This window comes from Bacillus sp. AFS015802, assembly GCF_002561455.1.
Taxonomy (GTDB): domain Bacteria; phylum Bacillota; class Bacilli; order Bacillales; family Bacillaceae_B; genus Rossellomorea.
Map to the genome: position 1 here is coordinate 65,520 of NZ_NTUP01000014.1, position 16,416 is coordinate 81,935.

Below are 16,416 nucleotides of genomic sequence, written 5' to 3' on the forward strand. Positions count from 1 at the left end.
AAGTCCTAACAGTTATAACGTGAGTACCACAAAGAGAGAGTTAAAGTATTTGTAATATATTCATAAATTTACCACTTTTTATTCGGGTATCATCTGTTTACCTGTCACTATAGATATGTTTAACTAGTCATTGAATGTAAAATAATTGAAACACTAATGAAAAGAGGCGAAATAATTGAGGAAAATTACGACATTATTGCTGCTGATTTCCCTTCTTATATCTATAGCAATTCCCATTTCGGCGGCAATGTTAACGGACATTGACAACCATTGGGCAAAAGAAGAGATTAATGCATTGGTAGAGAAAGAGATTATTAATGGTTATCCTGACCATACATACAGACCAAACGCCAATGTGACACGTGGACAATTTGTAGCGTTTCTGGTTCGGGCATTAAACTTACCAAAGGGGAACTCTGGATTTGTTGATGTTAAAGCGGGAAACAATCTTTATGAGGAAATCAATGCGGCTAAAAAAGCCGGGATCATTCAAGGTACAGTGGAAGGCAAGGCCTTACCAAATGTGAATATTACTAGAGCGGATGCAGCGGTTATGCTTGATAGGGCACTTCAATATAAAGGAGATTTCAATGAAGGGGCTGATTTGAGCTTTACAGATGCAGGCTCAGTACCTCAGTATGCGTTAGAAGCATTTCAGCGTGTCGTTCATTATGGTTTCGTTCAGGGAACCAAGGAAAATACATTAGACCATTCTTCAACTGCTACTCGTGCTGAATCTGCAGTATTTATATACCGTTTATATACGTTTCTATTAGAAAAAGGATTACTGGATGGGGGATCTGAGGAACCGGGTGAACCTGGGGAGTCCGTGAATCTCTCGCCATCTGAAGTCCAACTTACGATGGCGAGCGGGGAAAAAGTACGAGTTCGGATGAACACCGGGGGGGTTCCATTATCCTATTATAAAAAAAGAGTAAATGATCATCTTCGTTCCGTGGACACTCATTATTATTACAAAATGGGTAATACTTCGGCGCCCCTTGGTGAACTTCGGGTAACCCTGAGGACTCTGGACAATGGCGATACCTTTGTCTTTACGAAATTCATTCATAATGGTGACAATACCTACTCGGCTTCGGTCATATTACCTTTTAAAGATGCAAGCTCTTACAGTTTAAAGAAAATGGAGGAGTACGGGACCATCACCCATGAGCATAACAATACGTTTGGAGTCGATCCGACTACCCACCCTATTGGATTATTGACGTTACAAAATGCTGATGGACTCACCAATAGTGTGATGCTGAGTAAAAGTTATACATCTATTCAGCGTGAGAAAGTGTACGCTAACGGCCAAAAATCCGTCATCCGGGAATTTGACGAAGAGCTTGAGAGTTATAAGATTCAAAAAGATCAGTCAGGTATTTATGCTGTACTGAACATGAAAGTCCTCAGCAAGGGGATTTCTGAAAATTGGGCCCTTGTCTCTAAGGAAAAACTATTTAAAGAACAACAATACATCGACTATTGGTTTGAACGCAGTGTAGATGAATATCGATCCATCAATAAATGGCTTACAGCTGACGGGGCTTACTCAAAGTTGCCCTGGTCCATTGAACCCGGTTACAAATTAGGTTACGGACGAAATATCGGTGCCATGCAAGGAGGGATTTATCTTAGGGCATATACAGGTTCTGAAGAAAGATATTTCTACAATCTTGTTCTTAATTCCATTGCCGATCTTGATGTCTTTACAGGTGGGTCCCTTACAAAAGGAGATGTGCCTGTATTCAAAACAGAATACACAAGTACTTGGTTGAAAAATGCGTACGGTACAACCGCGCCATATATCGACACTCGACATAATGAGAATACGGCTCTTTTCTTAAAGAATGCTGGAGAAGCACTGAATATATCAAAATTAAGTAATGCCAATATAAGGTACGCAGATTTCTTAGTGAATCAGAAAGAAATTGGTAATATTATTCCCATTACCGTATCAAGTCATTTAATAGCGGATTATTATGCTCCAGGCAGTAAAACAACCCATGTATCCTTAAATCACGCTTTAGGGGAAATGCGTTTCCTTATTGAAACCTATCGTCAGACAGGCGATGATAAGTACTTTAAAACAGCACGTCAATTAAAGGCTGGAATCGAGAACCTATACCCTCAATGGATACGTGATGATGGAAATCTTTGGTATCAGGTGAATGGGGATAAAGTGTTTAATGGGACGGACTATCCTACTCTGACTCTAGTAGATTTATTGTTAAGTCAAAAATTGTTCGAGGAAATTTCATACCCAAGAAGTTCTATTTTTGATGAGATGATCAAATCGAAGACCACGTACTTAGTTAACGAGAACCATCCTTTCAAAGGAAATGAGTTAGAACTTCTGCGGGAACAAGGGTTTGGTTATTTAGTAGAAAGCTATGGAAATGTGAAAGCCTCTTCTATTCCTTTAGATAAAGATACTCTGGATTTATTAGCTGAATAACCATATTTATTTTCCACAGAGAGACTGGCTTCTAACTTAGGAAGCCAGTTTTTTCTTGGTTTTAAATGGAAGGTTATCAACGCGCTAAATATTACTAATTTGGAGCCGATATAATGCATGTCACATGAAACAGGATTAACTTCACCAAGTCGAAAAACTTGAAAATCGATCCAAATAATGATAGAAGTCCCAATAGTAGTGTGGTAAAATGTAGAAAAATATCGAAAGGGGCAACAAATCTCTTGAAACGCTTTCTTCTTATGTCGATTTTGTCACTCGCAGTCATTGTTGCGTTTTCAAACGTATCACCCAAGTCAACGTACGCATCAACATTCCCGGATGTAGGAGATTCCCACAGAGCCAAGGACGAAATATATTACTTAGCCACTGGTAAAATAGCAAATGGAGATCAGAATGGTTATTTCCATCCTGACAAACAAGTTACAAGAGCAGAAGCGGCGGCTTTAATCGGGCGTGCGATTCAGCTTAATGGGGCACAGAAGAGAACGGAATTCAAAGATGTAGGCAGTCAGCATTTTGCTTCAGGTTATATACAGGAGGCGGCAGATAAAAAGATCATTACAGGTTATTCAGATGGTTCGTTCAAGCCTAATGCTCCCGTTGCGAGGGGAGAGATGGCTTTATTAATAAGCCGGGCCTTTGGCTATCAATCTACTACCATCAGTTCTGCGTCTGCCCAGTTAATTGATAGAGGAATCGCTCAAGGAATGTCTGATGGTTCGTTCGGAACGACACAGTCAATTAAGCGTTCGGATTTCTCGGTTTTCTTATCAAGAAGCATCAATGCCAAAATGCGACTGGCAGGTCAGGAGCCAACCTTCTCTAAAGTTCAATACGTTACGACGAATAACTTAAACTTCAGAGATGGACCTTCTACTTATTACTCCATATTGGGAAGTTTTGATAAAGGAAAAGAAGTAAAGGTTGGATATGAAATCGGAGAATGGGCCTTTATTCAGGCAGATGGAAAAGAAGGTTTCGTACATACCGCTTATTTATCCTCTAAGAAGGTTTCAGATATTGAAGATCTGTTAGCTGACAAAACAATTATCATTGATCCAGGTCATGGCTATCCCGATAATGGAGCTTCAGGATTCGGTTTAAAGGAAAGTTTTGTCGTTTTAGACACAGGTATGAGGGTAAAGGGATACTTGGAGAAGTCACCTTTTAACTTTGCAATGACAAGGGAGAGCGATAAGAAGATTGAGCTTCAGGATCGTGTTACCTTTGCAAGAGAGAAGGGCGGAGATATCTTTGTAAGTATCCATGCAAATTCTTTTAATGGAACTGCACATGGAACGGAGTCTTACTATTTTCAGTCAGCTGCATATAATCCATACGTAAATCAGAGCAAGGCCCTGGCTACTTACCTTCAAAATAGGTTGGTCCAAAGTTGGGATGCTTATGATCGCGGCGAGAAGAATGGGAATTTCCATGTTTTACGCGAGAATACAATGCCTGCTTCATTAGTGGAACTTGGATTTATCGACCAAAAAGAAGATAATGCTAAATTGGCATCCCCATCCTATAGGCAAAATGCCGCTAAAGCCATATATTTAGGTATTCTCGATTACTATTATCACTATGAAAATCTAAAGGGTATCGATTATTTATACCAGGAATTACAAGCCACACCATCACCTAAATTACATTAAACTACTGATATAGGAGTCTATTAAGACTCCTTTTTTTATAAAAGGGGATGAGGGAATGAAGAAGGTATTTAAAGTGATAGTCGTGAGTTTACTTTTACTTTATTTAGTACCCACAACAGTATTTGGTCAAACTGAAACTAGAGAAAAATACATATTGTTTCTAAATGACAATGGTAAAGAAATCATTCAACACCATCCAGAATTGCAAATTGAGAAAGAGTTTTCATTCATACCGGCAATATCTGTATGGGCAACCGCTGGGCAAGTTCGTTCTCTTCAGGATCAAGGAATTATCAAAGAAGCTCAAAAAGAACAAACATATAATGTAAGCAACCAAACGACTCCGTGGGCGTTTGAGGAGATGAACGTCACTAACGAGGTTAGAACAAACTTGACCGGTAAGGGTGTTAAAGTAGCCGTATTGGATACCGGGATTGATCAAACCCATCCTGACTTGAAAATTGCAGGAGGAATATGTGTACTAAAAACAAATTGTACGGATGGATACCAAGATGATAATGGTCATGGTACGCATGTAGCCGGGATTATTGCTGCCCAAAATAATAATATTGGAATCGTTGGGGTAGCTCCGGATGTATCGTTATATGGGATTAAAGTTCTCGATTTTACTGGGACAGGGACCTCTACAACCATCATTTCCGGAATAGAGTGGGCAATCCGGCAGGATATTGATGTGCTAAATATGAGTTTTACCACTACAGTGAACGACCCTGCTTTGAAGGCGATCATAGACGAGGCCTATTTAAATGGAATGACGATTATTGCAGCTGCTGGAAACAACGGTCGTCCAGATGCAACCGGTGATACTACCCTGTATCCTGCGAAATATGATAGTGTCATAGGGGTTGGAGGACTGGAGAAGTCCTTACTGCGAATGAATGAATCTTCCACGGGACCATCTGTCGAAATTTCTGCTCCTGGCAGAAGCATTGTTAGTACTTTTCCAAAAAATCTTGATACATATGATGGTCGTTCAGATGGATATGCCCCGCTCTCCGGGACGTCGATGGCAGCTCCGTATATAACAGGGGTTATGGCACTATTTAAAGAGAAATATCCTGAACAATCAAATACTCATCTAAGAAAACTGCTCGATCAGTCTGCACTTGATCTAGGAGAAAAAGGCAGAGATCCTTTGTATGGATTTGGGATAGGGCAATATACTGACGAGGATATACCCGGCAATTTTCCCACAGTTAAAGTGAAAAGTGATGGAACAGGTGCTGTCTCCTTTACCTTTGAGGGAAGTGGCAATGCAGAATCAGTAGATGTTTATCGGGATGGAACCTTAATAGAGTCTTCATTATCTGATTCTCACTTCACTGATTACGTAGTTGCGGGTACTTATTCTTATCTGTTTAAGTTTCATATGAATACTGGAGATGACATTGAAATCAAACGATCTGTGATAACTTCATCACCAGCATTTGAAGACCTTTCCCAGAATTCCTGGTATGCCCCTCACATGATCTACTTGTATGACCGGCAAATTTTAAATGGGACCGGGGAGCGATTGTTGGCACCTTCAAGAAAGATTACTAGAGGTGAAGCCGTTGCATTAATTGGAAGGGCGATTGGGTTAAATGGTGATAAAAGATCCACACATTTTAATGATGTTGGTAATCTTTACTTTGCATCGGGATATATACAATCCGCATTTGAAAGTAACATTCTAAATGGTTTTCCAGATGGTTCATTCAAACCTAATCAATACGTGACAAGGGCAGAAATGGCTATCCTGCTTTCACATGCTTATCAATTATCCGGTGGCAGTAACTATTCATTCAAAGATGTGGGACCAAATGTTTCGGGAAGTGAGGATATTTATAGATTAGCGGCAGCTCTTATTACCCAAGGCTATCCTGATCAAACCTTCCGACCGAATGAGGAAATGAGACGGTCTACATTTTCTGTTTTCTTATCTCGTGCGGAATCTCCCTATTTTATAGATAAATAGACACACTAAATGACATCTGGTCCGTGGACCTGATGTCATTTTTCGTTCATATCTTATTCATTCCGACAAACTTAGTGTGTTCAAGTAATAAACTTGTAATAAAAACGTAATGAAAATTGTCGGAAATATTTGATAGAATTTTACTAGATTAAGAGAAAAAGAAAAATTTGGGGGACAATGAATAATGAGGAAAGTCTTACAAGTGATCTTCACACTTACACTTTTGCTATTATTGACACCTGCTTTTTCTACAAAAGCTGCCACTGGAAATGAAGTAGTAAACTTAGCCAAGGAACATATAGGAACACCATATAAATTTGGGGGTACCACTCCAGCCGGATTTGATTGCTCAGGGTTTTTATATTATGTATATGGGCAACTCGGAATCAAACTTCCGCGTACCTCATCAGAACAATATCAAGTTGGTCAAAAGGTCTCAAAAGCTAACCTGCAACCAGGGGATCTTGTTTTATTCTCTAATACATATAAACCAGGAATATCGCATGCTGGCATCTACGTTGGTGATAATCAATTCATAAGTGCAGAAAATGCAGGGATTAAGATTTCATCATTGGACAACCCGTACTGGGGGCCGAAATTCACGGCGGGAAAAAGACTCGATTCAGTTTCTCAGACAAAGGACTTTTCTGATTTGACGAAATCTAATCCTGCTTATGCAGCAGTGATGGAGTTAAGCGGAAAGAATATTATTAATGGATTTGATGATCAGACTTTTAAACCTGCCAAGCCTGTTACACGTGGACAAGCAGCTGCAATCATAAATCGTGTATTGCATGTTCCGACTTCAAGTAAAGCAGCTTATTCTGATGTTTCACCTAATCAATCTTTCTATAAGGATATTGTTGCGATGCAGGCATCAGGAATCATCCAAGGCTATCCTGATGGGACCTACCGTTCAAATGAGTACTTAAGCCGGGCACAGATGGCTGTCATCGTTCAAAGAGCGTTTGGAGGCAATGTCAGTGGAGTTGTAAAGGCAAGTTCAATCTATGATGACGTCGCTTCAAATCACTGGGCTGGCAATGCCATTTCAACCCTTCACCAAAAAGATAGAACCACTTTATTTCAAACGAATAGCTTCAGGGTGAATGATAAAGCAACCAGGGCGGAATTCTCGGCTGCTATATATAATACATACCCATCTAAATAATGATTAAACCAAAGGCCGGGCAATTAACATTGCCCGGCCTTTGGTTTATTTTTGTTTACTCCAATAGTTCCTTCACCTTTGGATGATACTCAATATTTTTAGAATTCAAATAATCCAGCTTGGAGTCAATAAGGCCATCCAGTATCGGATAGCTAAAGTGGTTTACTTCTTTTAAAAGCTCTCGTGTTTCCAACAAATCAATTAACGTCAGTTGCTCATAGTCATTACCTGTAAAGGTAAGATCGGGATTTACTTGATACCATAAGTCTCCATTTTCCCTTATCCAATCAGTCCCTAAGTCCTCTATCCCTTTTAGGAGCTGTTGAGATTGAAACAGATATTCCTCATTACCAGATGATAAGAAAGAATGGAGTAAGATTTTAATGCCTCCAAGCTCATGGTTAAGCGAAGCATGAGTCTTTATCGCGCTTCCTTCTTTAAAATAGTCAGTAAGTAAATGGCCATTTTCTGTATTGATAATTTTTCCATTTTCCGTTTGTTCTATTAAAAAGTCAGCGTACTGAATGATGGAATTATCTGGTTGTTTTATGTCTAGCGCCTGATAGGCTTCATCTAAGAAGTAGGAAATAAATTCATTATGCCTGGTATCATAATAAGGAGCAGTAGTATTATAAGCCTTCTTTAACCACGTACTGGTGTATTCAGTCGGCCATAGTGAAGTATGTTTCTTACTTCTGTATTTTTCTAAATCCACAAGTGAATTATAGACAAGATCCTGAAAGAAGCGTTCATCCTTATCTTTATATAATGTTAATGCAGTTTCTTCTTGCATATCCCCTAAATTGCGTCCGTATCCCATTTTAGTATAGGGTTCAATGGACCATGGTAGTTTATTATATGGACCTTCACTGGTGTACCAATTATTTGTTTCAGTTTTTTTCTCAGATAAGGTCTGGATCCATTCCTTTTCCTCGACTGAACTTCGGAAGAAACCTTTTTCAGAGACAATAGACCAGGTTTCACTAATTTCATTATCTTCAGCTCGTAGCTTTATATTTAATGAATGACCTTTTGAAAGGGAACTTGCGTTTTGTTCCCTGACTAATTCCCTTATGATACTCTCATTTCCGGTATCATACTCTTTTTTCATTTCTGTCGTTAAGAAGGTTTTTCCCTGCACGAGTTGAATTTCCTCCGATTTCGTTTGAAAAGTATATCTTCCCACCGGATTTGTCGTTGGATCGGTGCCGAAATTCTTATGATGGGTGTGACTCACTTCGGTTTCGTTCCAAGGAATAAGATCTACCTTTTGGGGATTATTCACAATGAGTGAGCTATTTGTTTCGATGGACTTATTTTCTAAAGCCCTTAGTTTATGGAAGAGAAAGAAGTCTCCATTTGGTAATTGCCTTGTTGTAATGTTTATGTATCCAACTCTCATTCCGAATCTAACTAATACATATGTACGGCTGATCTCCTTAGAGCCTGCAATTTTCTCTGTCGTTTTATCGATTTCTTTCACCTTAGTAAAAGGAGAAGAAATCTCTAGCTTTGAATGATTTCCCAGCTGAAGCAATAAGCTGTTGCCTTTCAAAAACCAATATCCGCCTGCAGACAACAATACCCCAAAGATGAATATACCGATAATCGCTTTCTTTCTAAACATACATCCAACCCTCATTTGAAAAATATTTACCATTATAAACTTTATATAAAAACAGAATGGGTAGCAAGAAGGAATTAAATAGAATGAGAAAATAGAAGAAAATGAAATTTTAATAGGAATTTAGTTGCGCAAACAGTCTCTATCAAATTAAAATAGATTAGAAGAAAAATATTCCATCTATGGGAAAAGAGGGATTTTATTGAAGGGCGTATTTAAACAGTTTATGTCAGTTGGGATAACAGCGGGGCTAGTGGGAAGCAGTTTGCTGCTGCCCATATCAGGCTATGCAGAAACAAAAGCGAAAGTAGGTGTCTCTTCACTGGTTGAAAAGAGTCCATTGCTACAACAAAAATACTCTCAATCAAAACACAAAGGGTATAGCGAAGATACATTAACGGTGAAATATAATCGGGCATTCAGCTATTCAGAATTAAAACGAATGGGCGTCACATTGGAAGAGACTGTTCCTGAATTGAATTATATGATTGTTAAAGTAAAAGATAAAAACCAAGTTCATAAGGCGCTTCAAGCGTTTTCTAAGCATACCAAAACACTTTCTGTTAGTCCGAGTACGCTTTACACGCCACTTGGCAGTGTTGATCCTAAAGCGGGTACCCAATATTTACATAAGATGCTTAAAACAGAAGAAGCCCAAAAGCTTGCAGGCAAACACAAGATTACGGTAGCAGTAGTGGATCAGGGAGTGGATCCCAAACATCCGGATTTAAAGCAAAATCTATTACCAAGCTACAATGCAGTAAATCCAATGAATCAAGGAAACCCTGACTTTCATGGTACTCACGTAGCAGGAATTATTGGAGCTGTAAAAGATAATGGTGTGGGAGGATACGGAGTCAACCCAAACGTGAAGATCCTGCCAATCGATGTATTCAATAGAGGTTGGGGTGCTTATGATTTCGCCATTGCGGAAGGAATCTTAAAAGCTGTTGACAAAGGGGCAGATGTCATAAATTTGAGTATCGGTGGTCCTATGAAATCTCCATTGATTGAAGAAGCTATTAATAAGGCATTAGATAAAAATATTGTTGTTGTAGCAGCGGCCGGAAACACGGGAGATGATATGGTCAGCTATCCTGCGGGGTATGAAGGGGTTATAAGCGTCGGTTCTATTAACAAAAAGAAAGAACTTGCAACAACTTCTTCTTACGGTCCTTCAGTAGACATCGTAGCACCGGGAGATCAGGTTTATAGTACACTATATGATTATGAGAAAGGATCTACTTTCTATACTCTAAGCGGCACGTCAATGGCAACGCCAGTAGTTGCCGGGGTCGTTTCATTGATGTTATCCAAATATCCTACTCTCACTCCTGCACAGATCGAGTACATCCTAGAACATACAGCGGATGATTTGGGAGAAAAAGGATTCGATACGAAGTTTGCGAATGGTTTGATCAATCCGGTTAAAGCGTTATCTTATGATCCGAAAAAAGTTCCAGGGATTGTTTCGACTGAATTGACCTATAAGCAAAAGATGGAAAAGGCGACTGTTTTGGATGAAAAAGAGAAAAAGGGATATTTCACTAAACCTTATGAAGAACATTATTTCAAAGTCAATGTATCTAAAGGGGAAAATGTCCAGTTAACGTTAAAAGGCGCGTCTCAATACGACTATAAGCTGGTTGGAGAGTTCACTTCCATCTTTGGCGATAAAGAAGAATTTGACGTGAATAAAGTAAGAGAAGGTAAAGCTGAAGGAAAGCTATTCACTGCTCCTTTCAGTGGCACTCTGCTCCTAACCGTTAAGGACGTTAACGGAAGTTATGATGACTCCAAGGAGAAGGAATCACATTATGCGTTGAATACTGTGATTACGAAGGATTTACCGGTAGATCAATCAACAATAGATAAACCTTATCAAGTTCCAACTGTTCCCTATAAAAGCAATGATAAGCCATTTTATTTTATAGGGGATGGACAGGATGATGATTATTACCAATTTCAAGTAGACGAAGAGGGATTGGTGAACATTCACCTGTCGGAAGTGGCCGGTGTGGATTCTAGTATCAGTGTATATATGGAAGAAGACTTCCAAATGTATAAAGAATTAGAACAAATGAAAGAAATGGATGATAGTGAAGAATACTACATGGATCCAATGTATTATGCAAACTCTAACGGGATCAGTGAAAGTGAGTCACTTACTTTTAAGGCTGAACCTGGAGTATCGTATTACGCTAAAGTATCGAATAAATCCGATAACTTATTTGGCTTCTTTGATTTTATGATGAATCCTGAGCTGATGGAGCAAGAAAAAGAGGCACCGTCATCATTGAAGCCGTATTCTTTATCGATTGATACAAAAGTTCTTCCTCCTGATGAAGATATATTCCCTTACTATGGGATGGGCAAATGGGATGAAGAGAATCCAGAAGACGAAATGGTCGATGAAGTAAAGGAACAGAGAGTGAAAATCGCAGAGCTGTATGAAGAAGATAAACCGGCTGATGACGAACAGGATATGTTGGAGATGCTCCGAGAAGGGGCACTGCCTTATGCTGTCGGAGCTACAGAAACTGGTTTCCTTCAAATGCAGGAAGATGAAGATTGGTTTACGATCACTCCTGAACGGTCAGGTGTCGTGGAATTCCTGATTAACCAGAAGACAAAAGATAAACCATTAGTAGAATTGTATAAAGTGAGCACCTCTGAAGATGGGGATAAAGAAGAGCCGATGCAGTTTCTAGAAGGTATTGGAGAGAACATAAAGTGGGGCATGTCTGATATAGAACTGACATCAAGTCTATATACAGTACTGGAAGAAGGAGAAACGTATTTCTTGAAAGTACAGGCTGATTTCTTTAATGGAAGCATTCCTTTTGATGGATATTCCATTTCCTCTACTTATCTGTCAGGGAGAGTATCGGATCAATATGAACCGAACAATGAATGGGGGCAAGCGGTGCCGATCCCATCCCGTTCGTTTAGTGCGAACTTTGCTTCTCCAAGAGATATGGATATGTATTATTACTCCTCTAAGAAAGATGAAATCATGGGAGTGTCATTTGCTAGAGGAACGGCCCCTAAAAGTATGAGAGAGAAGCTCCCTAAAGAGCTATTTGCGGATGTATATGGAATGGTCGCGTTTGTTGAGGATAAGAATAATAACAAACGTTTGGATGAAGAGGAATATGTCAGGGCTCAGGGTATAGATTCAATGACGGCAGAGGGTGATACGTTTGGTTCTGTGAAAGTTGGCAAGAATAAGAACTATTTCGTCATAGTAGAAGGCTATATTGATAGTTATGTTCCCTTTAGTCTGAACCCGTATAAGTTAACATTCCATTCATTAGACAAGAAAGATGAAGATAGTGGGTCGGTTGTTAAAAACAATAAGCCAAGTAAACCACTATCATTATCAAATATCACCGGAAAGCTCTTTACCGGTAAGGGCTATTTGAACACAGGTGTTCCTTACGGTGATGAAGACTGGTACACGGTGAAAGTCCCGAGAAATACCAAAGTTAAATTCAAGCTTGAAACCGGATTTGAAGTGGATGGTGAAATTTCTATTTATCAAAACGGTAAAGCTATAAGTGTATCTGACTATTATGCTATAGGGGACGCGGAAGTCATAGAGATCCCATTAAGTAAAGGTACCTATTATGTGAAAGTGAAAGATGTACAAGGGAATGCAAGTCTTACACCTTATGAGTTAAAGGTATACATGCATTAACTCTGTTTTACCTATTTAAATGTTAAGGGACTAACCGATATAAGGGTTAGTCCCTTTTCTATTTCCATTGTTTACAAAAAAATACTTATTAATAACTATATAGATTACTATGATATATTTGGTAGAATAATAGTATAATTTGTAAGAATAGCTACATACAGGAGGAGTTCTAAAATGAAAAAGTTATTTTCAATCATAGCGATGACTATGATTCTATTGGGCGGTCTATCATTAACCGGTTCACCCAAGACCATCCAAGCAGAAGAATGCAAGGATGACATTACGGGTATTGACTTAGAGAAAGAAATGCGGGAAATGATTGCAGCTGAAGTACTAAATGGCTTTGGTAATTGTAAATACGGACCAAAGATCGACGTAACCCGTGGTCAATTTGCAACCTTTATTGCAAGAGGATTAGATCTTCCATTGGGAAATCAGACATTCCCTGACGTGGATCTTGAATCGAAATTGGCCGATGGCATAAGTGCTGCAAGTTCAGCAGGGATCGTAACCGGCTATTCAAGTGGATTGTTCGGTCCTAATGATAAAATCACCCGCGAACAGATGGCCATGATGATCCAGAGAGCATTGAAATTCTATGATATCACCCTGGAAGAAGCAAAGTTGAATTTCAAAGATGTTGATCAATTGCATTCTTCAGAGACAAAACGTGCAGTAGCTACCAATGTCTATTATGAGATTATCAAAGGTGTCCCTCAAGAAGACGGTTCCACCATCTTCATGCCGAAGGAGTATGCGAAAAGGGATGCAGCTGCCGCTGTCATCTCCCGATTACTCACCACGATCGATAATGAGATTGGTCCACAGCCAACAGATTTTCAGCTAGCCTCTATTGTAAAAGGAGAGCTTACACCTATCCGTACATACAGCAATTATGGAGCCGCACTGAGTGCATGGGACGGTTCCAATTCACAAGTCATCATGAACGGAGATCATATTGTGAAGATGAATACAGGAATTGCTGTAAGTGTAGCGACTCCGAGTACCAGTTTGACAACCATTTATGCTAATGAATCCCTTACTGCACCAAGAGTAGGGGTGACATACGATATGGAAATGAAATATCTGGAATCAGGCGAAGATTTCGTAAAGGTTCAATATGCCGACAAAGTCGGTTATGTTAAACAGGAACAGGTGAAATTGATTCCTATTAATCTTTTAAAGAACCGCACATATTACACGGTTCAGAATGGATTAGTGTACCATAAGTTGTACTCTCATTTAAAAGATTCATACTCCGCATACAGCGTCGGGAAAGCACCGGCATTTTTAGCTGAAGGACAGCAATATTACAGCTGGGACGGTAATACGTTTTATAATACAAGCGGAGTAAAGGTGGGGACGGCTTATCAATACTTCCAGTACCTTCCAGCGCGAACGGAAACAAGTTATACTGCGGCGGAGATTGATGCATACATTCTTGCCAAATTAAAAGAATTGGAACAGGATTATCCTGATAATCCAAAGTATAAAGATGCAAGCAAGAAGAGTAAGTTGATCGGTATCGGCGAATACCTTAAAAAAGTGGAAAAAGAAAAAAAGATTAACGCACTTCATATCCTTTCATTGGCTTTCAATGAAAGTGAGTACGGTTTATCGCCAAGAGCTCAGGAGTTTAACAATTTATTTGGATTAAGGGTATACGATGATAACCCTGCCAATGATTATTTCAGTTCACAGGAAGAAAATATTGATGAGCTGGTAAATGAGTTTTGGAATAAAAACTATATCCCACCAACAGGACCGTATGCCTATGGTGGAGCCTTCGGTAATAAGGGAGGGGGCTTCAATGTTAAATATGCAACTGATCCTTATTGGGGAGCGAAAAATGCAGGACATTACTACCGTATTGACCAGGCACTAGGCGGCAAGGACTTTAACAAGTATAAAATCGGAATGACAAACACAGAAGGGTTGAATATTAGAAGCAAGCCTGAAGTGTCTACTTCAACTTTCCTCTATGAATATCCGAAAGCAGGTATGCCAGTCGTAATTCTTGATAAGATGACATTACCTGACCGAACATGGTTCAAAATTAATTCTGATCCAATTGCTTATGGAGAAGTATACGCAGCCGGTGAATTCATTGATGAACTGCCTACCGTAAAATAGAGATCAAAAAAGACTGCTTCTCCATGAGGGGCAGTCTCTTTCTTTAGGTGCATATTATTAAACAGCTTTTTTCTTTTTGACCATGTTCAATAAACGATAAAAGCCTTCTTTATAGAAGAACCTCAGCGCTACCGTGTAGACGATGACACCTATCGGGACAAGGATGGCCAATTGAAATAAAGAATAAAGATTCGATACCACTTCAATTTTTTTCAGGAAATAGATGGGTAGTACCATTAAAACCGTTGGCGGAATTGCTCTGGAAAATAATCTCCAAAGTTTCCTTGCTTCCTGTCCCTCAAACCCTCTATATACGACCACAGAAGAGACGATCAGATAATAAACGGAAACGACAGAGCTTGCCACCGCTAATGCCGGGTAGCCGTAGCGATCTACCAATAAGAAGTTCAGAATAAGATTCACAACAATCGTCGTTACACTGATTCGAAAAACAATACCTGTCTTCCCTTGGGCATATAAAGACTTCGACACAATGAATTGAAGCCCCTGTGTGACGATCAACGGCAAGTAAAGTACCAGTGCCGTATACGTATTCGCCGTGTCCCCAGCGGTGAATTTTCCTCGTTCATAAATAAAGGAAAGAGCTTCTTCCCCCACGACCCAAAGACCAGCGGCAATCGGCATAAGCGTTAAAAGGGAGATTTCCATTCCCATAAAGAATGTGTTCTGAAATTTCCTTTGATCATTCACTTGTTCTGAAAGTAAGGTGAAGATAATTGCAGCGATGGTCGTTGCGTAAATCGCATTCGGGATACTAATTAATAGGGAAGCGTTATTTAAATACGTAACGGCTCCGCCAACCGTACCGGAGGCAAAGATTTTATTGACGAACATATTGATCTGTCCCACCACTGAATTTAGCAGGGAGGGGATAATCAATACGATAAACGCTTTTTTAAACGTTTCATCCACTTTGAAAGTGGGCATCCACTTAAATCCGTTTCGGGTTAAAAAGAAGAACTGTACAATGATTCCAAGAATGGTCCCGAATACAAATCCATAAGCCAAACTGTATATTCCCCAAGTATCTGAGAAAAGAAGGGCGAATACGGCTCCCATTAAGGTGGCGAGCAGTTTAGATATCTGTGATGGAACGAAGATTCTTCTTCCCTGGAGGTAAGACTCTAATATTCCGTTAAGGGCGATTGCGCTCATAAACAGGAAAAATATCTTTGTAATATCAACCGCAACTTTTTCAGTAGCCGGTTTCATATCACCAAAAAGGAACGGAACAAAGTAAGGAACGAGAAAATAGCCTGCAATGGTAATGATCAAAAAGAGAGCTACAGTGGAATTCATGATTCCGTTCGCATTCCGCTCCGTTTCTGCGGGTGAGTCCTCCTTATGCTTTACATATAAAGGTAGGAAAACATTATTGAACCCGATTGAGATCATAGCCACTACTAACGTGATAAAAGAGAATGCAATTAAATAACCATCCGTATAAGCGTTGGCGCCGAATTCCTTGGCGATGATACTTTCTCTAAGAAAACCTGATAGCTTCAAAATTAATGCGAGAAGAGTGATCCAAATGGCAGTCCTCTTTAAATTAGACACAATTTCACCTGCTTTTCTGTATAAAAAAGGGGAGACCTTCAAAAAGTGTTTTATCAGAAAGGGGGAAAGCTTCATTCCCCGTTTCCTGATTCGAT

At 39.5% G+C, this 16,416-nt stretch carries 8 protein-coding genes; 6 read left to right on the forward strand and 2 right to left on the reverse strand.

Features of this window, described 5'->3' with window-relative positions:
• Positions 1 to 175 precede the first annotated feature (175 nt).
• From CN378_RS10750 to CN378_RS10765, 4 genes are all read left to right on the forward strand, one after another.
• Positions 176 to 2,461 (forward strand): S-layer homology domain-containing protein, encoded by a 2,286-nt coding sequence (locus CN378_RS10750; protein ID WP_098351892.1) that lies wholly within the window; start codon positions 176 to 178, stop codon positions 2,459 to 2,461.
• A 242-nt stretch (positions 2,462 to 2,703) separates the two neighbouring features.
• A complete protein-coding gene (locus CN378_RS10755; RefSeq protein WP_257141099.1) occupies positions 2,704 to 4,137 on the forward strand; it encodes an N-acetylmuramoyl-L-alanine amidase in 1,434 nt (477 codons plus the stop codon).
• Positions 4,138 to 4,192: 55 nt separating this feature from the next.
• Complete coding sequence (locus tag CN378_RS10760) at positions 4,193 to 6,115, forward strand: S8 family peptidase (protein ID WP_098351893.1); 1,923 nt, start codon at positions 4,193 to 4,195, stop codon at positions 6,113 to 6,115.
• A 184-nt stretch (positions 6,116 to 6,299) separates the two neighbouring features.
• The gene (locus tag CN378_RS10765) at positions 6,300 to 7,286 is read left to right on the forward strand and encodes a C40 family peptidase (RefSeq protein WP_098351894.1); all 987 of its coding nucleotides are present in this window, start codon (positions 6,300 to 6,302) and stop codon (positions 7,284 to 7,286) included.
• 55 nt (positions 7,287 to 7,341) lie between these two features.
• Here the strand turns inward: CN378_RS10765 and CN378_RS10770 are convergent, their stop codons facing one another.
• Entirely contained in the window at positions 7,342 to 8,913 is a 1,572-nt protein-coding gene (locus tag CN378_RS10770) for a hypothetical protein (protein ID WP_098351895.1), read from the reverse strand.
• A 199-nt stretch (positions 8,914 to 9,112) separates the two neighbouring features.
• On the opposite strand from CN378_RS10770, the gene CN378_RS10775 reads away from it, so the two are divergent.
• Together CN378_RS10775 and CN378_RS10780 are read left to right on the forward strand one after the other, a co-directional pair.
• Positions 9,113 to 12,610 (forward strand): S8 family serine peptidase, encoded by a 3,498-nt coding sequence (locus CN378_RS10775; RefSeq protein ID WP_098351896.1) that lies wholly within the window; start codon positions 9,113 to 9,115, stop codon positions 12,608 to 12,610.
• Between the two features lie 174 nt (positions 12,611 to 12,784).
• A complete protein-coding gene (locus tag CN378_RS10780; RefSeq protein ID WP_098351897.1) occupies positions 12,785 to 14,743 on the forward strand; it encodes an S-layer homology domain-containing protein in 1,959 nt (652 codons plus the stop codon).
• 57 nt (positions 14,744 to 14,800) lie between these two features.
• On the opposite strand, the gene murJ is transcribed toward CN378_RS10780, so the two are convergent.
• Positions 14,801 to 16,321, reverse strand: coding sequence for a murein biosynthesis integral membrane protein MurJ (gene murJ, locus CN378_RS10785; protein WP_098352036.1), 1,521 nt, complete (start codon positions 16,319 to 16,321; stop codon positions 14,801 to 14,803).
• Between the last annotated feature and the right edge of the window lie 95 nt (positions 16,322 to 16,416).